General features: G+C 42.8%; 14 protein-coding genes. 11 read left to right on the forward strand and 3 right to left on the reverse strand.

Annotated elements, in window-relative coordinates; genetic code table 11:
• Positions 1-41 precede the first annotated feature (41 nt).
• The 6 genes from DXC04_RS12265 (at position 42) to DXC04_RS12290 (ending at position 9577) form a co-directional block, all read left to right on the forward strand.
• The gene (locus DXC04_RS12265) at positions 42-872 is read left to right on the forward strand and encodes an Mrp/NBP35 family ATP-binding protein (protein ID WP_021861379.1); all 831 of its coding nucleotides are present in this window, start codon (positions 42-44) and stop codon (positions 870-872) included.
• 21 nt (positions 873-893) lie between these two features.
• Positions 894-2045 (forward strand): double-cubane-cluster-containing anaerobic reductase, encoded by a 1152-nt coding sequence (locus tag DXC04_RS12270; RefSeq protein ID WP_118661142.1) that lies wholly within the window; start codon positions 894-896, stop codon positions 2043-2045.
• 159 nt (positions 2046-2204) lie between these two features.
• The gene (locus DXC04_RS12275) at positions 2205-3092 is read left to right on the forward strand and encodes an AraC family transcriptional regulator (protein WP_021861377.1); all 888 of its coding nucleotides are present in this window, start codon (positions 2205-2207) and stop codon (positions 3090-3092) included.
• A gap of 102 nt (positions 3093-3194) precedes the next feature.
• Positions 3195-4553, forward strand: coding sequence for an MFS transporter (locus DXC04_RS12280; protein WP_118661143.1), 1359 nt, complete (start codon positions 3195-3197; stop codon positions 4551-4553).
• Between the two features lie 48 nt (positions 4554-4601).
• Positions 4602-6962 (forward strand): alpha-xylosidase, encoded by a 2361-nt coding sequence (yicI, locus tag DXC04_RS12285; protein ID WP_118661144.1) that lies wholly within the window; start codon positions 4602-4604, stop codon positions 6960-6962.
• A gap of 203 nt (positions 6963-7165) precedes the next feature.
• A complete protein-coding gene (locus tag DXC04_RS12290) occupies positions 7166-9577 on the forward strand; it encodes an ATP-dependent DNA helicase (RefSeq protein ID WP_330426470.1) in 2412 nt (803 codons plus the stop codon).
• A gap of 1 nt (position 9578) precedes the next feature.
• Here the strand turns inward: DXC04_RS12290 and DXC04_RS12295 are convergent, their stop codons facing one another.
• Positions 9579-10202 (reverse strand): GNAT family N-acetyltransferase, encoded by a 624-nt coding sequence (locus DXC04_RS12295; RefSeq protein WP_243059898.1) that lies wholly within the window; start codon positions 10200-10202, stop codon positions 9579-9581.
• Between the two features lie 22 nt (positions 10203-10224).
• Complete coding sequence (locus DXC04_RS12300; RefSeq protein WP_117537353.1) at positions 10225-11130, reverse strand: deoxyribonuclease IV; 906 nt, start codon at positions 11128-11130, stop codon at positions 10225-10227.
• A 280-nt stretch (positions 11131-11410) separates the two neighbouring features.
• Between DXC04_RS12300 and argS the strand changes: the two genes are divergently transcribed.
• Complete coding sequence (gene argS / locus DXC04_RS12305; protein WP_118288468.1) at positions 11411-13177, forward strand: arginine--tRNA ligase; 1767 nt, start codon at positions 11411-11413, stop codon at positions 13175-13177.
• Between the two features lie 123 nt (positions 13178-13300).
• Entirely contained in the window at positions 13301-14464 is a 1164-nt protein-coding gene (locus DXC04_RS12310) for an alanyl-tRNA editing protein (protein ID WP_021861370.1), read from the forward strand.
• Here the strand turns inward: DXC04_RS12310 and DXC04_RS12315 are convergent.
• Complete coding sequence (locus DXC04_RS12315; protein WP_021861369.1) at positions 14439-15332, reverse strand: LysR family transcriptional regulator; 894 nt, start codon at positions 15330-15332, stop codon at positions 14439-14441. The two genes, DXC04_RS12310 and DXC04_RS12315, sit on opposite strands and share 26 nt — an antisense overlap.
• A gap of 169 nt (positions 15333-15501) precedes the next feature.
• Between DXC04_RS12315 and DXC04_RS12320 the strand changes: the two genes are divergently transcribed.
• From DXC04_RS12320 to gdhA, 3 genes are all read left to right on the forward strand, one after another.
• Entirely contained in the window at positions 15502-16275 is a 774-nt protein-coding gene (locus tag DXC04_RS12320; RefSeq protein WP_021861368.1) for a TIGR01906 family membrane protein, read from the forward strand.
• 160 nt (positions 16276-16435) lie between these two features.
• Positions 16436-20203 carry a phosphoribosylformylglycinamidine synthase gene (locus tag DXC04_RS12325; protein ID WP_118661145.1) on the forward strand — a complete coding sequence of 1256 codons (3768 nt, stop codon included), beginning with the start codon at positions 16436-16438 and terminating at the stop codon, positions 20201-20203.
• 265 nt (positions 20204-20468) lie between these two features.
• The gene (gdhA, locus tag DXC04_RS12330; protein WP_021861366.1) at positions 20469-21803 is read left to right on the forward strand and encodes an NADP-specific glutamate dehydrogenase; all 1335 of its coding nucleotides are present in this window, start codon (positions 20469-20471) and stop codon (positions 21801-21803) included.
• Positions 21804-21913: the final 110 nt, after the last annotated feature.

Genomic DNA, 21913 nt, shown 5'->3' on the forward strand with positions numbered 1-21913 from the left:
AGCAGTGAAATAAAAAGTATCAAGAAAAGAGGACAGTTAGAATGGCAGAAGAACAAAATGGATGTAAGCCGTCAGATTGTGCCGGATGCGCACATGCAGATTCCTGCGGAAGCAAACCGCAGAGTCTTTTGAAACCGGCAAATCCACATTCACATGTGAATAAAGTAATTGCAGTTGTAAGTGGAAAAGGCGGAGTTGGTAAATCTATGGTAACAGCATCCCTTGCGCGTATTATGAGAGAGCAGGGATTTAATGTAGGAATCATGGATGCTGATATTACAGGTCCGTCCATCCCGAAGATGTATGGAATCCACAAACAGGCAATGGGAACAGAAGAAGGTATCATTCCGGAAGAAGCAAAAGACGGAACAAAGATCATGTCTGTTAACTTGCTTTTGCCGAATGAATCTGATCCGGTTATATGGAGAGGTCCGGTCATTGCAAATGTTGTAACACAGTTCTGGACAGATGTTATGTGGGGAGAACTGGATTATCTCTTTGTAGATATGCCACCGGGAACCGGTGACGTTCCGCTTACAGTATTCCAGTCACTGCCGGTTGATGGAATCGTGATTGTAACATCTCCACAGGATCTGGTACAGATGATCGTGAAGAAAGCATACAATATGGCATGTCAGATGGATATTCCGGTGCTTGGAATTGTAGAAAATTACAGTTATCTTGTCTGTCCGGACTGCGGAAAGAAGATTTCTGTATTTGGTGAGAGCCATGTAGATGAGACGGCAAAAGAACTGGATATTCCGGTAATTGGAAAGATGCCGATCGATGCAGGACTGGCAGAAGCAGTGGAAGAAGAGCGTTTCTACGAGATCAGCAATGATTATTTGACCGATGCTGTAAATAAATTGTAAATGTCAAAGAGGAGAACAACCATGGAAGTAATTAAAGAACTGCCGGAGGTTTTTGAAGAATTTGCAGAACAGAGAAAGAACTCTTTCCTTGCAGTAAAACAGTTAAAAGATCAGGGAATACCGGTAGTAGGATCTTATTGTACTTATTTTCCGCAGGAGATTGCAATGGCAATGGGAGCTGCAACAGTCAGTCTTTGTTCTACATCGGATGAGACAATTGCAGAAGCGGAAAAGGATCTTCCAAAGAACTTATGTCCGCTGATCAAATCCAGCTACGGATTTGCGAAGACAGACAAATGTCCGTTTTTTTATTTTTCCGATGTTGTAGTCGGAGAGACAACCTGTGACGGAAAGAAGAAGATGTACGAATTAATGTCCGAGTTTAAGGATACATTCGTAATGGAGCTTCCTAATTCGCAGAGTGAAAATTCTTTAAAACTCTGGAAGAAAGAGATCATCCGTTTCAAAGAATATCTGGAGAAAAAGTTTGATGTAGAGATTACAGAAGAACAGATCAGAGAAGCAGTTAAAGTAAATAATGAAGCGAGAAGATCTTTGAAGAAGCTTTATGAGGTTATGCGCCATGATCCGGCGCCGATTTCTGGCTATGATTTATTCAAAGTTTTATACGGAAGTACATTTAAATTTGATCGCAAACAGATTCCTGATGAGGTAAATGCACTTGTAGATAAGATTGAGAAAGAGTATGCCGAAGGTAAAATGCAGGAGAAGAAACCGCGAATTCTGATCACAGGATGTCCGATCGGAGGAGCAACGGAGAAGGTCATCCGTGCAGTGGAAGATAACGGCGGAATCGTTGTTACATATGAGAACTGTTCCGGTGCAAAATCCATTGACAAGCTGGTAGACGAGAACAATCCGGATGTGTATGATGCAATTGCAAGAAGATATCTGAATATCGGATGTTCGGTTATGACTCCGAACCCGAACCGTTTTGAGCTGTTAGGCAGACTGATCGACGAATATCAGGTGGACGGTGTTGTAGAGATGACTTTGCAGGCATGTCATACATACAATGTCGAGACATTATCTGTACGCAAATTTGTAAATGAAGAGAAGCATATTCCGTATATCAATGTTGAGACAGATTATTCGCAAGCAGATATTGGACAGCTTAATACAAGAATTACTGCATTTATTGAGATGCTGTAAGATAGAAATATCGGAAGAGAGCCTCTGGGTTTTGAACATCAAAATCCGGGGGCAATTTTAGCTATTATAAGATGTTCGTCTGGCAGTTATGATAAAGTATATTATGAAAATATGAAGCATGACCGTATTGGGGTTCGATGTTCAAAAGGAGGGATGAGAATGGCAGACTATGAAGTACATCACGAAATTGTCGCGAGCAATCAGGATGTGGATGTCCGGTTTTATCTGTCAGTGGATCAAGGAAGTTATGTCGCACCGCACTGGCATAACAGTCTGGAGATCATCTATATGCTGGAAGGCAGCATGCATGTAAAGATGGAAGATAGAGAAAAAGAAGTACAGGCAGGTGATATCTGTCTGCTCAATTCCAGAGAGATTCATTCTTTCAGGAGTACGAAGAATAAATCGCTTGTTCTGCAGGTGCCGGAAATTTTTCTGGAAAAATATATACCGGATTATGCTCAGATGCGTTTTCATATAGATCCCAACCCAAAACGCCAGACAGAGATTACGAAACTGGAATGGCTGAAAAAGGTATGCTATGACATGTATGTGATCTATGAAGTTCGCCCGGAAGGATACCTTTTGAAGTTTAACAGCCTTCTTTATGATCTTATGTATATGTTTTTACATTCTTATTCAGAAAAACTGGTAGAAAAAGAGATCAGCAAAGCAAGAAAGAACAGAGAACAATTGAAGAAGATCATGCGGTATCTGGATGAAAATCACAGCAGACAGGTAACGGTGCAGGAGACAGCCGGACAGTTTGGATACAACCCGGATTATCTGTCCAGAATGTTGAAGAAACAGATTGGACTGACTGCAATGGAATATCTGTATGAAGTGCGAATGAACCATATTCATAGAGATCTGCTAAATACAGATGATTATGTAAATGAGATTTTTCAGCGTCATGGCTGTACGAATTATAAAGTTGCCATGCGTTGGTTTAAAGAGCGATACAAATGTACACCGACACAGGCAAGAAAGGAGAAAAATAATCAGATAGAAATTATCGTTAATACAGAAAAAGATAAAATAATATAAAAAATATCGGAAATACACCTATAGTAAGTGGATTTTGCGCCTAATCTACCAGAAAAATATCTGATAGAATATGTTAAGAAAAAACAAAGGAGAAGAGATACTATGGAAACGACAAAGATTAGTGTAAAAGAACGTTTTGCCTATGGGTGTGGAGATCTTGGATGTAATATCATTTATTCAGCAATGTCATCCTTCTTATTATTCTACTACACCGACTATGTAAAAGTAAGCGCATTGACAATTGGAACGATCATGCTGATCTCCAGATTATTTGACGGAGTTACAGACCTGATCATGGGGGTAATTGTAGACCGTACAAAATCAAGATTTGGGAAATGCCGTCCATGGATTTTAAGAATGGCAATTCCATTTGCCATCGCAGCCGTGCTTCTTTTTTCGGTTCCGTCCGGACTTGGAAACAGTGCAAAAATGGTATATATATTTATTACTTATAACCTGGTTTCATCTGTTGTATATACAGCGATCAACGTACCGTATTCAACACTGAATGCTCTGATCACACAGGATCAGTACGAAAGATCCGTACTCAGCATCTTTCGTATGACACTGGCAACAACAGGAACTTTAATTATCACCAACCTGACACTTCCACTTGTGGAATTCTTTGGAGATAATGCATCCGCATGGACGAAAACTTTTGCAGTATTTGGTGTTTTATCAATTGTTATTTTCCTTATCACATTTACAGGAACAAAAGAGCGAGTAAAACCATCTGTACAGAGCAAGCAGGAAAAGGTTCCGTTTGTAAAAGGAATCCGTCTGTTGTTCTGTAATAAATACTGGCTGATGATCACACTGACACTGGTATGTATATTTATTCAATATTCTTTAAATGGTGGAGCAGCAGTTTACTATGCAAAGGTTATTTTGCATAATGCAAAACTTGTTGGACCGATGAATCTGGTGGCAAGTGTCGTTCAGATCGTTGCAATGTTCTTCACTGCATTTATCATTAAAAGAATCGGTAAAAGAAATATGCTTATTATCGGAGCAATCGTATACGGACTTGGATTCGGTATGTTCCAGTTTGTAGGCACAAGCTACATCGGAATTATGATCGCATCCGGATTAAAAGGAATCGGAAATGCAGGTATTTCTTCCTGTATGTTTGCAATTGTATCTGACACGATTGAATACGGAGAGTGGAAGACAGGTTATCGTACAGAGGGACTGATCAACAGTGCTTCAAGCTTCGGTTTTAAAGTAGGAAACGGGCTTGGATCTGCAATACTCGGATGGATCCTTGCACTTGGTAATTATGCAGAAAATGCAGCTGTTCAGAGCGCTTCTTCTGTAATGGCGATCAAGGCATTGTTTATCTATATTCCAGTAGCAGTTGCAGTACTTCAGATCGTGATTATGATGTTCTACAAACTGGATAAAGAATATGATGGAATCGTAGAAGATCTGAAGCAGGGAAAGACAGCCGTCGCAAAATAGAAGAAATCAGAAATTAAAAGCGAGCACGAAATAGCAGGAGGAATAGAAATGAAATTTACAGAAGGATATTGGGAAAAAAGCGAACGTGCCAATGCTTCTCATGCAATGCAGGCATTTATCGTTGAAGAAATTCCAAATGGTATGCAGATTGTTGCACCGTTTCATATCATTACGGACCGTTCCGGAGCTTTGGATGTTGGAACGATTACAATCGAATTTACAGCAATCCGCAAGGATGTGATCAGTGTCAGAAGCTGGCATTTTGAAGGCTATCAGAGAAAAGAACCGAGATTTGAACTCAACAAGGATATGCAGGATGTGGACGTAGAGGTCACAGACGAAAAAGCGATTATGACTGCCGGAAGAATGCAGGTATGCGTAGACCGTAAGGATTTTAAAATCGAATATAAAGCAGACGGAAAAGTACTGACAACCTGTGGATTCAGAAATATCGGATATATGCAGTATGACAGAAGCAATTCGACAAAATTCCCGGAAAGTAACTATATGTATTCAGATTATACACCGTATATGAATACAGAGCTTTCTCTGGCACCGGGAGAGTGCGTATATGGAATGGGAGAACGCTTCACTTCCTTTGTGAAAAACGGACAGGTTGTAGACTGCTGGAATGAAGACGGAGGTACTGCTTCCCAGATTTCTTACAAAAATATTCCGTTTTATATGACAAATAAGAATTATGGAATTTTGGTAGACCATACAGATAACGTATCCTTTGAAGTGGCAAGTGAGAAAGTAGAATATGTGGGATTTTCCGTAAAAGGCGAAGAGCTTCGATTTGATCTAATCTACGGAGACACAATGAAAGATGTGATCCGTACTTATACAGATCTGACCGGCAAACCGGCACTTGCACCGGGATGGTCATTCGGACTGTGGCTGACAACTTCCTTTACAACCAATTATGATGAAGAGACAACAAGTACTTTCATCAACGGAATGGAAGAAAGAAATCTTCCGCTGGAAGTATTTCATTTTGACTGTTACTGGATGAAGGAATTCCACTGGTGTGATTTTGAGTGGGATGATCGTGTATTCCCGGACGTAAAAGGAATGTTGAAACGTTACAAAGAAAAGGGACTGAAAATCTGTGTATGGATCAACCCTTATATTGCACAGGGTACAGGATTTTTCCGTGAAGGACTGGAAAAAGGATATCTTCTAAAACGTGCAGATGGAAGAGGAATCAAGCAGGTAGACAACTGGCAGCCGGGAATGGGGCTTGTAGATTTCACAAACCCGGAGGCAACAAACTGGTATATTGCAAAATTAAAAACTCTGCTTGATATGGGCGTTGACTGCTTCAAGACAGATTTTGGCGAGCGTATACCTGTAGATGTAGAATATTTTGACGGCTCAGATCCGTGGTGCATGCATAATTACTATACACAGTTATACAACAAAGCAGTATTCGATCTTTTGACAAGAGAGCGTGGAGAAGGTGAAGCAGTCCTGTTTGCAAGAAGTGCAACTGTCGGTGGACAGCAGTTCCCGGTACACTGGGGCGGTGACTGTTCTGCATCTTATGCATCTATGGCAGAAAGTCTGCGTGGCGGATTATCCTTTACAATGTCCGGATTTTCATTCTGGAGTCACGATATCGGTGGATTTGAGCTGACCGCAAGCCCGGATGTTTATAAGAGATGGCTGCAGTTTGGTCTGTTATCTACACACAGCCGTTTACACGGTTCCAAGAGCTATCGTGTGCCGTGGCTGTTTGATGAAGAAGCGGTAGATGTATGCCGTAAATTTACAAAATTAAAAATAAGCCTAATGCCATATATTTACCAGATGGCAGTAAATGCCCATGAAACAGGTATTCCGGCTATGCGTTCCATGGTCATGGAATTTGAACAGGATCCGGCTGTCCGTTATCTGGATATGCAGTACATGTTAGGGGACAGTATTCTGGTAGCACCGGTATTCTCGGAGGATGGAGCAGTCGAGTATTACCTGCCGGAAGGAACATGGACACATCTGCTGAGTGGTGAAAGAAGAGTAGGTGGAAAATGGTATAAAGATACTTATGATTTCATGTCTCTTCCTGTATATGTAAGAGAAAATACATTGCTTGCAATCGGTGCAAATGAGAAAACAGCTGATTATGATTATGCAGATGGTGTGCAGATCCAGGTATATGAAGTACAGGATGGCAAAGAAGTACAGTGTCTTGTTCCGGATCAGAAAGGTCAGAATGCGCTGACAGTCACAGCATTACGTAAAAATGGAACACTTACACTGGAAAGTGCCGGAAAGGATCAGCATATGACATATCTCCTGAGAAATGTAGAAGAGGCGGGAGAGATTACAGGAGCAGCTTCTGTAGAAAAAACAGCAGACGGTCTTGTAATTACGCCAGAGAAAGCAAAGGTTATTGTAACATTTTAAACCGGAAAATTTGTCAGTAAACAGATAAATAATATAAGAAAACGAATGCAAAAAGAACGTTTGTCGGCGCTGCGGGTAAACGTTCTTTTTTTGCAAAAGATTGGATATAGAACATGGTTGAATTTGCGGAGTAAACGCGATAATCTATAAGATAGGCGATAAAAGATTTTTAGAATTGTCAAGTAAAGATTATGGAGTAAGAGATGGATAAGAACATGGAAGTGGCAGAGGAACAGGTGCATATCTCTGTCCGGAATCTGGTAGAATTTATTTTAAGAAGCGGAGATATTGATAACCGGGTGGCGGGAGCGGACAAAGATGCCATGCTCCTTGGCGGTAAGATGCATCGGAAGATCCAGAGAAGAATGGGGGCAGATTACCATGCAGAAGTTCCACTTAAGATTGAGATTCCGTGTAATGGATTCAAGCTGGTAATAGATGGACGTGCGGATGGAATTATCGAGAATGCATCCGGTATAGTGATTGATGAGATCAAAGGAGTTATGCGTGATCTGGAGCAGATTGAGGAACCGGTTTCTGTTCATCTGGCGCAGGCAAAGTGTTATGCATACATTTATGCCACACAGAAGAATCTGGATGAGATCGGAGTGCAGATGACTTATTGCAATCTGGAGACAGAAGATATCCGGCGCTTTCAGAGTGTATATGCGTATGAAGATCTGAAAAGATGGTTTCTGGATGTAGCCGGGCAATATGAAAAATGGGCAAGATACCAGGTGCGATGGAAGCAAAAGAGAAACACTTCTATTAAGGGAATTGAATTTCCATTTGCTTACCGGGAAGGACAGAAGAACCTTGCGGCATCGGTTTACCGGACGATCGCAAGGAAGAAGAAACTCTTCATTCAGGCGCCGACAGGAGTCGGCAAGACAATGGCAACGGTGTTTCCGGCGGTGAAGGCAGTTGGAGAAGGACTGGGAGAGAAGATTTTCTATCTGACAGCAAAGACGATCACAAGAACGGTTGCATGGCAGGCATTTGATACGTTAAAGGAGCAGGCATTGCGGATGAAAGTGCTGGTGCTTACAGCGAAGGAGAAGACCTGTTTTTGTGAAGAGACTGTGTGCAATCCGGATGCATGTCCATACGCCAAAGGACATTTTGACCGGGTAAATGATGCAGTATATGAACTTCTGACAACTTCCGATGAGATGAGCAGAGAGATTCTGGAAGAGCAGGCGAAAAAATGGAATGTCTGTCCTTATGAGATGAGTCTGGATGTATCAAACTGGGTGGATGCGATTATCTGTGACTATAATTATGCATTTGATCCGAATGCATATCTGCGCCGCTTTTTTGGAGAAGGCAATTCGGGAGAGTATCTGTTTCTGATCGATGAAGCACATAATCTGGTGGAGCGTGCAAGGACAATGTACAGCGCAGATCTATACAAAGAAGATGTTCTGGCAGTGAAGAAGAAAGTGAAGAATACCGCACCGAAGCTTGCAAAGAAGCTGGAAGAATGCAATAAGCAGTTCCTTGCATTAAAACGGGAATGTGAAGACTGCCAGATCCTGAACAGTGTGTCACACGTTTATCTGAAGTTACTGAACCTGGTGACAGAGATGGATCATTTTCTGGAAGACTGCAAAGATGAAACATTAAAGGAAGAAGTATTGGAGTTTTATTTTAAAGTACGGATGTTTCTCTATATTCATGACCGGCTGGATGAGAATTACCTGATCTATTCGGAGATAACGGATGATGGGAGATTCCGAATCCATCTCTTCTGTGTGAATCCGGCAGCAAATCTTAAAGAATATCTGGATAAGGGGAATAGTACGATTTTTTTCTCAGCTACACTGCTTCCCATCCAGTACTATAAGAAACTCTTAAGTACAGGGAAAGAAGACTATGCAGTCTATGCAGAATCACCGTTTGATACGAAGAACCGGCTGCTTTTGATAGGAAATGATGTAAGTACCAAATACACAAAGCGTGGAGAAGACATGTACGAGCGCTACGCAAGATATATCCGGCAGACCGCTCTGGCGAAGCGTGGCAATTATATTGCATTTTTCCCTTCGTATCGTTTTATGGAAAATGTCTGTGATGCGTTTATGAAATTACCGGGAGAGCAGATACCGGCAGTTATGCAGGCGCCGTATATGTCAGAAGAAGAACGGGAGATTTTTCTGGAAAATTTTGAAGAAAATACAGAAGAAGGTCTGGTTGGTTTCTGCGTGATGGGTGGAATTTTCTCGGAAGGAATTGACCTGACAGCGGACCGCCTGATCGGTGTGCTGATTGCTGGACCGGGAATTCCACAGGTGTGCAGAGAGCGGGAACTTTTAAGAGCTTATTTTGACGGGCAGGGAATTTCAGGATATGACTATGCGTATCTCTATCCTGGGATGAATAAAGTCCTGCAGTCTGCGGGACGTGTGATCCGGACAGAGGAAGATGAAGGACTCATCCTGCTGTTAGATGATCGCTTTCTGGATTACAGATACAGAAAAGTCTTCCCACGTGAATGGAAAGACTTTCAAATCTGCAATCTGAACAGTGCCGCAGAAAATGTGAAAAATTTTTGGTCTGCGAGAGAAGCTTCGAAAACTTCCGGGATAAATCCTGAAATTATGAGAGAATCGTAAATTACGATAATTCTTTAAGTACCGGTAAATTTTTAAGTTCCGGGAATGGAATAACCGGTGGCTGTTCGGTGAGGTGTTCGCCTATGTGCTTCTCCATCCAGACCATGTTGTACCAGCGGCCAAATTTATAACCGCATTTTTCAAATTCACCGACAAAACGGTAACCTAGATGTTCATGGAAATTGATGCTGTTGCGGGTTAAGTATTCGTCATCAATCTTCGGGCAGGCAATGCATGCATTCAGATTCAGAAAGCCCTGCTTTTTCAGAATGCTTTCCAGAACGGCATATAATTTCTTGCCCAGTCCCATCTTTCTGGCATCTTTCTTCACATAGATAGAAGTCTCAATTGCCCAGCCATAGGCAGCTCGCGGATGGAAAGCAGAAGCGTATGCATAACCTACGATACTGCCGTTATGAACAGCTTTGATATACGGATATTTTGTCAGCGTATTTCGGATGCGTTCACGAAATTCGTCTACAGAAGGAATCGTATATTCAAAAGTAATTGCGGTTTCCAGAATGTATGGTGCATAAATATCGAGAAGTTCTTTTGCATCATCTTCGGAAGCGGTTTCAATTTTGACGTCAGTTTCTTTGAGGTTTTCGTTCATAGTAGTTTCCATAGTGGCAGTTCTCCCGTTTCAGTTATTTTTCCGCATCGCGCAGAATCTGTTCCTGTACATCCGGGTTGAAATGATTTTCTTTCAACATCTCAATCTCATATTTGTACGGTGCGTAAGATTTCTTCTCCTTGACCTGTGAAGGGATATAAGGCGTCTCCAGTATCTTTGGAACATCGGCAAAATCCGGATGATGCACGATATAGGATAATGCATCAAAACCAATCTCGCCGAAGCCGATATTAGCATGGCGGTCTTTGGCAGCACCGCAGACATTTTTGCTGTCGTTAATATGAAAAACGGCAATACGTTCTTTCCCGATAATATGGTCAAATTTCTGTATTACACCGTCAAAATCATGTGCGATATCATAACCGCTGTCGTGCGTGTGACAGGTATCAAAACATACACTTAATTTTTCATTGTAAGTAACCCCATCGATAATACGTGCGAGCTCTTCAAAATTTCTGCCGATTTCAGATCCTTTTCCAGCCATTGTTTCCAGTGCGATCTGAAGATCCATGTCAGGTGTAAGTACTTCATTTAATCCTTTGATAATCTGTGAAATACCGACATCTGTACCGGCACCGACATGAGCGCCCGGATGCAGGATCAGCACATGGCTTTTGCAGGCCCTCGTCCGTTCGATCTCTGTCCGTAGAAAATTGACAGCCAGTTCAAAAGTTTCCGGCTTTACGGAATTGCCAAGATTAATAATATATGGTGCATGAACAACGATCTGTTCAATGCCCTGTGCATGCATATATTCCCATGCAGCATCAATATTTAATTCGGAAATATCTTTGCGGCGGGTATTCTGTGGTGCACCTGTATAGAACATAAATGTATTCGCTCCGTAGGAGACTGCTTCTTTCGCAGAACCTAAGAGCATTGCCTTGCCGGACATGCCGACATGTGAACCTAGTAACATAATCATACTCCTTTTGTTTTTATTTATATTTGAGGACCATTAAGCCATAAAACTACTCCTGCGCAAGCACATCGTGATTTCAGGCTTTTTGACCCTGGCATTAAATTCTTGATATCGTAACACAAATTGTATTTTTTTACAAGAAGAGAGAGGATTGAGGTTGTTGAGGGGATTGTCTTGTGTTAGAATACATATTATGTTCAGAAGTCTGTCTGGACGTAGATATATTAAAATAGGAAGACTTCTGAAATGGCAAGGAAGAATGAGTAGGAGGAAAAACATGGATAAAATTATTAATCTTGTGGAACAGGAAATTGCCGCAGCCTTTGACAAGGCAGGATATGATCGTGCGCTGGCAAAAGTAACGCTTTCCAACCGTCCGGATCTCTGTGAATATCAGTGTAACGGAGCAATGGCTGGAGCGAAGAAATATAAAAAAGCACCGTTTATGATCGCAGAGGATGTTCTTGCAAATTTAACAGATAAAACATATATTGGAGAGATCGAGGTTGTAAAACCAGGATTTATCAATATTAAGTTAAATGAAGATGCAGTTGCTGCATACTTAAATGATATGAAAAAAGATGAGAATCTTGGACTGGAACAGGCAAAGGAACCAAAGACGATCGTAATCGATTACGGCGGACCGAACGTAGCGAAACCGTTACATGTCGGACATCTTCGTTCTGCAGTTATCGGCGAGAGTGTGAAGCGTATCGCAAGAAAAGCAGGACATAAAGTATTAGGAGATATTCATCTTGGCGACTGGGGATACCAGATGGGACTGATTATCACAGAGCTTCGCAAGAGACAGCCGGATCTGCCATATTTTGATGATGCATTTAAAGGAGAGTATCCGGAAGAAGCACCATTTACCATCGGAGAACTGGAAGAGATTTATCCGACTGCAAGCGGTAAAGCCAAAGAAGATGATGCATACCGTGAAGAAGCATTGCATGCAACATATTTATTACAGAATGGTCATCGCGGATATACAGCAATCTGGAATCATATCATGCATATTTCTGTAGCTGACCTTAAGAAAAATTATGCGAATCTGAATGTAGAATTTGATCTCTGGAAGGGCGAGTCTGATGCACAGGCATACATCCCGGATATGATCGAGCGCCTGAAAAAAGAAGGATATGCCCACATTGATGACGGAGCACTTGTTATTGATGTACAGGAAGAGTCCGATACAAAAGAGATTCCACCATGTATGATCCAGAAATCAGACGGCGCTTCTTTATATGGAACAACGGATCTTGCAACATTAGTACAGAGAACACAGGATTACCATCCGGATCAGGTTGTTTATGTAGTAGATAAACGTCAGGAACTGCACTTTGTACAGGTATTCCGCGCTGCCAAGAAGACAGGGATCGTACCGGAAGAGACAAAACTGTCATTCTTAGGTTTTGGAACGATGAATGGCAAAGACGGTAAACCGTTTAAGACAAGAGAAGGTGGCGTTATGCGTCTGGAGAATCTGATCGCAGAGATCGATGAAGAGATGTATAAGAAAATTACAGATAATCGTACAGTGTCAGAAGAAGAAGCAAAAGAGACAGCGAAGATTGTCGGACTTTCCGCGATCAAATACGGAGACCTGTCCAACCAGGCAGCCAAAGACTATGTATTCGATGTAGACCGTTTCACTTCCTTTGAAGGAAATACAGGACCGTACATTCTGTACACGATCGTGCGAATCAAGTCTATCCTGAACAAGTACAAAGAGCAGGGCGGTAATGTAGAAGATATTACACTTCTTCCGGCAACATCAGACAGTGAGAAAGCACTGATGTTGGAAGTCGCAAAATACAACGAAGTGCTGGAGAATGCATTTGAAGAACTGGCACCGCACAAGATTTGTGCATATATTTACGATCTTTCCAATGCATTTAACCGTTTCTATCACGGAACGAAGATCCTCGCAGAAGAAGACGCAAAGAAGAAAGAAAGCTACATCGCACTGCTGATCCTTACAAAAGAAGTACTGGAAGCATGCATTGACGTATTAGGATTTGAAGCACCGGAGAGAATGTAATTATCTGATATAGCCTCCGGCAGGATTGCAGAGATGCACAGAAGAATATGTCATGCGTTGCATGACGTGTATCTCGCAGCAAGAATGCCGAGGGCATTCTTGAATACACAAGTGAGGAAAAATATGGAGACAGAGAAATTATTTTACGAAGACAGTCATCTGAAGGAGTTTACAGCAAAAGTCATCTCCTGCGAACCATATAAAGAACAGTATAAGGTTGTATTAGATCGCACCGCCTTCTTCCCGGAAGGCGGCGGTCAGTATGCAGACACCGGAATGCTGGATGATGTACGTGTGCTGGATGTACATGAGAAGGAAGGCATCATCTATCATACGACAGAGAAGGCACTGGAAACCGGGAAAACTGTAACCGGTAAGATCAACTGGGAAGAACGTTTTGAGAAGATGCAGCAGCATACCGGAGAACATATCGTATCCGGGCTGGTGCATGAAAGATTCGGTTATAACAATGTCGGATTTCATCTTGGGAGTGATTACTGCACGATGGATTTTGACGGAACACTGACAAAAGAACAATTAAGAGAGATTGAGCTGGCAGCGAACCAGGCAGTCTGGAAGAACATAGACATTGTAGTGACCTATCCGTCCAAAGAAGAGCTGGCAAATATGGATTATCGGAGCAAGATCGAGATTGAAGGACAGGTAAGGATCGTAACGGTTCCGGGGTATGATGTATGTGCCTGCTGTGCTCCGCACGTAAAGAAGACTGGCGAGATCGGGATGCTCAAGCTGGTAAATATGGTAAATTATAAAGGCGGCGAACGTATCACAATGTTATGTGGCGTGCGTGCGCTGAAAGATTACGAAGCAAAAGATGCAAATGGAAAAGAGATCTCCGCACTGCTCTGTGCGAAGGAACTGGAGATTGCAGATGCAGTCCACCATATGAAGGAAGAGCAGACAGCATTAAAAAGCAAAGTGGCAGATCTGTCAGGAAAACTTCTTGCTTACCGTGCAAAAGAGATTCCGGTGGACGTACCGATTGTGACAGTATTTGACGCCGATCTTTCAGGTAATGGACCGCGGGAGCTGATGAATCAGCTTCTGGAAAGAGGAGCGAAGATTGTTGCGGTATTTGCGGGAAATGATGCAGACGGTTATCGTTACGTCATCGGAAGCAGGGAGACGGATGTCCGTCCGATGAGTAAGAACCTTAATGCTTCCTTCCAGGGAAGAGGCGGCGGAAAACCGGAGATGACGCAGGGTTCCCTGAAAGGAAAAGAAGTCGAAATAAGAACATTTATACAGGCTGAAGCAGATGCATAAATTCTACGGCGGCTTTGGAGACTGGTACATGGCTGTTATAAGCCAGTGCCAGTTTTCTTTTTGGAAGTTCCTCTTTCATTTCCAGAAGAAAGAGATCTTCCGGCATTTTGGTCAGGCAGTAATCCGGGATAAATGCAATCCCAAGACCGATGCGGGCAAGGTCGATGAGCAGGTCGTTGCTGCTTAATTCCACTTCCGGAACAAGATCCAGTTGATGCTGCTGGAACAATGCATGCAGATATTCGCTGGTCGTGCTGTTCTTATCCAGCATGAGGATTGGATACTTCAGCAGTTCCTGATAGGACATTTTCCGGCCGCGCAGTTCCTTGAAAGTTTCATCTGCAATAAATACATCCTGAAAGTCATGTATGGTTGTGGACGTGAACATAGAGTCCAGATGACTGTTCGGAAAATTCACTACAATCAGATCGACCTGCCCGCTCCGCAGAAGTTCTACACAGCGGATGGAAGTAGCATTGGTAACTTTGATGTGCGTCCCAGGAAAAGCCTTGTGAAACTGTTCCAGATAAGGAACGAGGAAATACCGGCAGATCGTATCGCTTGCGCCGATGCGGAGCTGACCGATTCCGGAGGAGGCTTCCAATAATTGCGATTCTCCGCGCACGATCAACTGTACGGCAGGCTCAATGTGGCGCAGGAGGATCTCCCCTTCCGGAGTGAGACGGACTTTTTTTGTACTGCGAATAAACAGCGTCTGATTCAGTTTCTTTTCCAGTGTCTTGATGGACTGACTGACTGCAGACTGGGAGATAAAAAGCTTACCGGCAGCTTCGGAGAAGCTTAAGGTAGTCGCTACATAATAAAAAACTTTGTACAACTCAAAATTAATATCTGTTTTGTTATTCATAGATTTTATAAGACCTCCTTATAAATATTGGAATTATTATAAGTGAAAAACAAGTGAATTACAAGAATGGATATGCTAAAATAAGAATAGAGTGTGAAAATACAGATTATTAGAAGAATCAGGTATCAGGCAGGAAGAATCGAAAAAATAAACGGAGAAAACAAGAAATATGAAACGAAATATGATATATACTGTATTAGCGGCAATGTCTATGTTTGCTCTGCTTATCATCATACTGGTGACAAGTATTCAAATTGCCATATACGGTGATTCGGAGTATCATTTTTATCAAAAAGAATATGAGAAATATACGGTCGCGAAAGCACTGGATATGAAAATATCTGATCTGATGGAAGTTACGGAACATATGATGGCATATCTGGATGGAAAGGAAGAAAAACTCTCTGTGGAAGTTCCGGTGGAGGGTAAAATGCAGGATTTCTTCAACAGACAGGACCGGGAACATATGGCAGATGTACAGGTACTCTTTCATAAAGGAAGAATCGTACGGAGATTTGCCACAGCAGTAGCAGCGTTTTTGCTTGCAGTATTATATGTATGTAAGAAATATCTGAAAATAAAAGATCGGCAGACAGCAGGGGTACAGGCAAAACAGTGGCGGTTGCGTACAATCCTTTTTCGAGGATATACGACAGCACTTGGAATCTTTGCGGCAATCGTAGCAGTAATCGCCGCCGCATGTGTCAGAGATTTCTCGGCGACATTTACCTTATTTCACGAATTGATTTTTACAAATAAACTGTGGCTGTTTGATGCGGGGACGGATTATATGATCCGGATGCTGCCGGAAGGGTTCTTCTCGGACATGGCATTTCGGATCCTGCTTACATTTGGCGTGGCTGTGATCATATTGTGGGCTATGCTATTTATATGGAACTGTATGTGCAACCGGAAAAGTTCGTATATGGCTAAGAATAGATAAGTTGTAAAATAAGATATAGCCACACATATTACATAGATTATAAGATAGATTAATAAGATATACTAATAAAAATATTTATGTATATTAATTTTATTAATAAAATAAAATGTGTTACAATGTAACTAATGACTAGTAAAAGAGTACAAATGGAGGAAATTGTATGAGTAGTGTAAGACGAGTTTACGTGGAGAAAAAGCCTGAATTTGCAGTACAGGCAAAGGATCTTAAGCATGAGATCAAGAATTATCTTGGAATCCGTGATATCAAAGAAGTCCGGATTCTGATTCGTTATGACGTGGAGAATATTTCCGATGATACATTTGAAAAAGCATGCAACGGTATCTTTTCCGAACCACCGGTAGATATCTTATATCATAATGCATTCCCGGAGACAGAGAATGCAAAAGTATTTTCCGTAGAGTTCCTGCCGGGACAGTTCGACCAGAGAGCAGACTCTGCAGTACAGTGTATCCAGTTTATCAAAGAGGATGAGCAGCCGGTGATCAAGACAGCGACAACTTACGTGATCGTTGGAGCAGAGGGCGTGATCTCTGAGGAAGAGTTCGAGGCAGTAAAAGCACACTGCATCAACCCGGTAGATTCCAGAGAAGCACAGGAGCAGATCCCGGAGACACTCGTTACAAAATTCGAAGAGCCGGCAGATGTGAAGATCTTTGACGGATTCAAAGATATGGCAGCAGCCGAACTGAAAGAATTATATGCGTCCCTTGGACTTGCCATGACATTCAAGGATTTCCAGCATATTCAGAATTATTTCAAAAAGGAAGAGGACAGAGATCCATCCATGACAGAGATCCGTGTTCTGGACACCTATTGGTCCGATCACTGCCGTCATACAACATTCTCTACCGAGCTTACAGATGTGAAGTTCGAGGACGGAGACTATAAGGCACCACTGGAAGAGACATACAGACAGTATCTTGCAGACCACAGTGAGATTTTCAAAGGCAGAGAAGATAAATTCGTATGCCTGATGGATCTTGCGCTGATGGCAATGCGTAAACTGAAAAAAGAAGGCAAGCTTGAAGATCAGGAAGAATCTGACGAGATCAACGCATGCAGTATCGTAGTACCGATCAAAGTGGACGGTGTAGAAGAAGAGTGGCTCGTAAACTTTAAAAACGAGACACACAACCACCCGACAGAGATCGAGCCATTCGGTGGAGCTGCGACCTGCCTTGGAGGAGCTATCCGTGATCCACTGTCAGGACGTACTTATGTATATCAGGCAATGCGTGTAACCGGAGCAGCAGATCCGACCGTATCTGTCAAAGATACGATGAAAGGAAAGCTGCCGCAGAAGAAACTGGTTCGTGAAGCAGCACATGGATACAGCTCTTACGGAAACCAGATCGGACTTGCAACCGGAGCAGTCAAAGAGATCTATCATCCGAACTACGTTGCAAAACGTATGGAGATCGGAGCCGTTCTCGGAGCAGCACCGAGACGTGCCGTTATCCGTGAAACATCTGATCCGGGAGATATCATCATTCTCCTCGGCGGACGTACCGGACGTGACGGATGCGGTGGAGCAACCGGATCTTCCAAAGTACATACCGAAGAGTCCATCGAGACATGCGGTGCAGAAGTACAGAAAGGTAACGCACCGACAGAGCGTAAGATCCAGCGTATGTTCCGCAGAGAAGAAGTAAGTAAATTAATCAAGAAATGTAACGACTTCGGTGCAGGTGGTGTATCCGTTGCCATCGGAGAACTTGCAGACGGACTGCAGATCGATTTGGACAAAGTGCCGAAGAAATATGCCGGACTTGACGGAACAGAGATCGCTATTTCCGAGTCCCAGGAGCGTATGGCTGTTGTCGTAGATCCAAAAGATGTCGATACATTTATGAACTATGCAGCAGAAGAAAACTTAGAGGCAACAAAGGTAGCTGTAGTAACAGAAGAGCCGAGACTGGTACTTTCCTGGAGAGGAAAAGAGATCGTCAACTTATCCCGTGCCTTCCTTGATACAAACGGAGCGCATCAGGAGACAACGGTTACTGTAGAGATCCCAAGCCGCAAAGATACGATTCTTACAAGAGAAGAAGTAAAAGATGTCAAAGCAAAATGGTTAGAGACATTAAAAGACCTGAACGTATGCTCGCAGAAAGGTCTTGTAGAGATGTTCGACGGTTCTATCGGAGCAGCTTCCGTATTCATGCCGCACGGTGGAAAATACCAGCTGACAGAGACACAGGCAATGGTTGCAAAACTTCCGGTACTGACAGGAGACTGCGATACCGTTACAATGATGAGTTACGGATTTGATCCATATCTGTCTACATGGAGTCCATATCACGGAGCTATTTACGCAGTGACAGAGTCTGTTGCGAAGATCGTGGCAGCAGGTGGAGATTATAGCAAGATCCGTTTCACATTCCAGGAGTATTTCCGCAGAATGACAGAAGATCCGACCAGATGGAGTCAACCGTTCGCAGCACTGCTCGGTGCTTACAATGCACAGCTCGGATTCGGACTTCCATCTATCGGAGGAAAAGATAGTATGTCCGGAACATTTGAAGATATCGATGTACCGCCGACACTGGTTTCCTTCGCAGTAGATGTGGCAACAGAAAAAGACATCATCACACCGGAATTAAAAGCAGCAGGAAATAAACTCGTATGGATGCAGATTCCGACAGATGAATACGACGTACCGGAATATGCAAAAGTAATGGATGCTTACGGTAAATTCACAGACGACATCAGAAGCGGCAAGATCGTATCTGCTTACGCATTAGACAGACACGGAATCGTATCCGCAGTCAGCAAGATGGCATTCGGTAACCGTATGGGTGTTACCATCTGCGACAGCGTAGATGCAAAAGACCTGTTTGCACCGGCATTTGGTGATATTATCGCAGAAGTACCGGCAGATAAAGTAGACGCACTGACAATCCCGTACACGGTGATCGGTGAAGTAAATGCAGATGCCGTATTCGCATACAAAGAGGTAAAACTGACAGAAGCAGATGCAGAAGCAGCATGGAAAGAACCACTGGAGAAAGTATTCCCAACCAACTCCGGAGCAGAAGGACAGGAAGAAGCAGTGAAGAGTGATGTATACAAAGCATCCGATATCCACATCTGCACACACAAGATTGCACAGCCGACTGTATTTATCCCGGTATTCCCTGGAACAAACTGCGAGTTCGACAGCGCGAAAGCATTTGAGCGTGCAGGAGCGAAGACGATCGTCAAAGTCTTCCGCAACCAGAATGCAGCCGACATCGTAGATTCTGTAGATGTATTTGAAAAAGCAATCGCACAGTCCCAGATCATCATGTTCCCGGGTGGATTCAGTGCAGGAGATGAGCCGGACGGTTCCGCTAAATTCTTCGCAACTGCTTTCCAGAATGCGAAGATGAAAGAAGCAGTAGAGAAGCTGTTAAATGAAAGAGACGGACTGGTACTCGGTGTGTGCAACGGATTCCAGGCACTTGTCAAACTGGGACTGGTTCCGAACGGAGCAGTTACCGGACAGAATACAGATGCACCGACACTGACTTACAATACGATCGGACGTCATATCTCCAAGATGGTGTATACAAAAGTTGTATCCAACAAATCCCCATGGCTTGCACAGGCAGAGCTTGGCGGTGTATACACGAACCCGGCATCCCACGGAGAGGGACGATTCGTAGCAAATGAAGAGTGGCTTAAGAAACTCTTTGCAAACGGACAGGTAGCAACACAGTACTGTGATCCGGAAGGAAATGTTACGATGAATGAAGAATGGAATGTCAACGGTTCTTACTGCGCGATCGAAGGTATCACAAGTCCGGACGGACGTGTATTCGGTAAGATGGCACATTCCGAGAGACGTGACAGAAGTGTAGCTATGAATATTTACGGAGAACAGGATCTGAAGATCTTCGAATCCGGTGTTGCATACTTTAAATAAAAGTGAAACTTAGAGTGCAATCTGTTTCACTAAAAGCGAAAAAGAATCAACTAAAATGAAATAAAATCAATATTTTTGCAAGTAGTACAAATAAATGTTGCAAAAAATAGCAAAATTTGTAAAAAAAATACTTGCCATATGCACTCTTTTCCTTTACAATGATAAAGGACAAAGACGTCAGAGAAAAACGGGTGGATTTGTCCATCCGTTTTCTTTTTAAAAGGATGTTTTTTTGAGACAGAAAGATTTAGGAGGTAACAAGGTTATGTCATATGTTGATGAAGTACTGGAAAGAGTAGTAGCTAAGAACCCTGCTGAACCAGAATTCCACCAGGCAGTAAAAGAAGTATTAGAATCATTGAGAGTGGTAGTTGAGGCGAATGAAGAGAAGTTCAGAAAAGACGCCTTACTGGAGAGACTTGTAGAACCAGAGAGACAGTTTAAGTTCCGCGTACCGTGGGTAGACGACAAAGGACAGGTACAGGTGAATACAGGATACCGTGTACAGTTCAACAGTGCGATCGGACCATACAAAGGAGGCTTACGTCTTCACCCATCTGTAAATCTTGGAATCATCAAGTTCCTCGGATTTGAGCAGATCTTCAAGAACTCCCTGACAGGACTCCCGATCGGCGGAGGTAAAGGTGGTTCTGATTTCGATCCGAAGGGCAAATCAGACAGAGAAGTTATGGCATTCTGCCAGAGCTTTATGACAGAACTTTGCAAATATATTGGAGCAGACACAGATGTTCCTGCCGGAGATATCGGAACAGGAGCAAGAGAGATCGGTTACATGTTCGGACAGTACAAGAGAATCCGCGGACTGTATGAAGGCGTTCTTACAGGTAAGGGATTAAGCTATGGCGGATCTTTAGCAAGAACAGAAGCTACAGGATATGGTCTTCTTTATTTAACAGAAGAACTTCTGAAGATTAACGGAAAAGACTTAAAGGGAATGACAGCAGCAGTATCCGGATCCGGTAACGTAGCAATCTACGCAACAGAGAAAGCACAGCAGCTTGGAGCAAAAGTTGTAACAGTCAGCGATTCTACAGGATGGGTATACGATCCGGAAGGAATCGATGTAGCTGCATTAAAAGAGATCAAAGAAGTAAACCGTGCAAGACTGACAGAGTATAAGAAATATCGTCCGAACTCAGAATATCATGAAGGACGCGGCGTATGGTCAGTAAAAGTTGACCTGGCTCTTCCTTGCGCAACACAGAACGAATTACATCTGGAAGATGCAAAACAGTTAGTAGCTAACGGATGCGTAGCTGTATGCGAAGGTGCGAACATGCCTACTACATACGAAGCAACACAGTATCTGCAGGAGAACGGAGTGATCTTCGCACCTGGTAAAGCTGCCAACGCCGGTGGAGTTGCAACATCTGCACTGGAGATGTCACAGAACAGCGAGAGATTAAGCTGGACATTCGAAGAAGTAGATGCCAAATTAAAAGACATCATGGTAAATATCTGCCATAACATGGACGAAGCTGCAAAACGTTACGGAATGGAAGGTAACTATGTAGCAGGCGCTAACATCGCAGGATTCGAGAAGGTTGTAGACGCTATGACCGCTCAGGGAATCGTGTAAGAGAAAAAAGTTTAAAATTAGTCATATACTTGACATTAAAATTATTGATTCGTATAATAATATTGTAAAGACAGATGCGTCTGTCTGGGTGAGCTGACACCTTAAAAATC

Source organism: Dorea sp. OM07-5, from assembly GCF_003481355.1.
In the GTDB taxonomy this organism is placed as follows: domain Bacteria; phylum Bacillota; class Clostridia; order Lachnospirales; family Lachnospiraceae; genus Dorea_D; species Dorea_D hominis.

Bases quoted from the DNA above. Each gene is read 5' to 3' on its own strand.
- DXC04_RS12325 (WP_118661145.1), top strand. From the start codon at position 16,436: ATGAGTAGTGTAAGACGAGTTTACGTGGAGAAAAAGCCTGAATTTGCA.
- DXC04_RS12290 (WP_330426470.1), top strand. From the start codon at position 7,166: ATGGATAAGAACATGGAAGTGGCAGAGGAACAGGTGCATATCTCTGTC.
- DXC04_RS12300 (WP_117537353.1), bottom strand. From the start codon at position 11,130: ATGTTACTAGGTTCACATGTCGGCATGTCCGGCAAGGCAATGCTCTTA.
- gdhA (WP_021861366.1), top strand. From the start codon at position 20,469: ATGTCATATGTTGATGAAGTACTGGAAAGAGTAGTAGCTAAGAACCCT.
- DXC04_RS12275 (WP_021861377.1), top strand. From the start codon at position 2,205: ATGGCAGACTATGAAGTACATCACGAAATTGTCGCGAGCAATCAGGAT.
- yicI (WP_118661144.1), top strand. From the start codon at position 4,602: ATGAAATTTACAGAAGGATATTGGGAAAAAAGCGAACGTGCCAATGCT.
- DXC04_RS12295 (WP_243059898.1), bottom strand. From the start codon at position 10,202: ATGGAAACTACTATGAACGAAAACCTCAAAGAAACTGACGTCAAAATT.
- argS (WP_118288468.1), top strand. From the start codon at position 11,411: ATGGATAAAATTATTAATCTTGTGGAACAGGAAATTGCCGCAGCCTTT.
- DXC04_RS12265 (WP_021861379.1), top strand. From the start codon at position 42: ATGGCAGAAGAACAAAATGGATGTAAGCCGTCAGATTGTGCCGGATGC.
- DXC04_RS12310 (WP_021861370.1), top strand. From the start codon at position 13,301: ATGGAGACAGAGAAATTATTTTACGAAGACAGTCATCTGAAGGAGTTT.
- DXC04_RS12315 (WP_021861369.1), bottom strand. From the start codon at position 15,332: ATGAATAACAAAACAGATATTAATTTTGAGTTGTACAAAGTTTTTTAT.
- DXC04_RS12270 (WP_118661142.1), top strand. From the start codon at position 894: ATGGAAGTAATTAAAGAACTGCCGGAGGTTTTTGAAGAATTTGCAGAA.
- DXC04_RS12320 (WP_021861368.1), top strand. From the start codon at position 15,502: ATGAAACGAAATATGATATATACTGTATTAGCGGCAATGTCTATGTTT.
- DXC04_RS12280 (WP_118661143.1), top strand. From the start codon at position 3,195: ATGGAAACGACAAAGATTAGTGTAAAAGAACGTTTTGCCTATGGGTGT.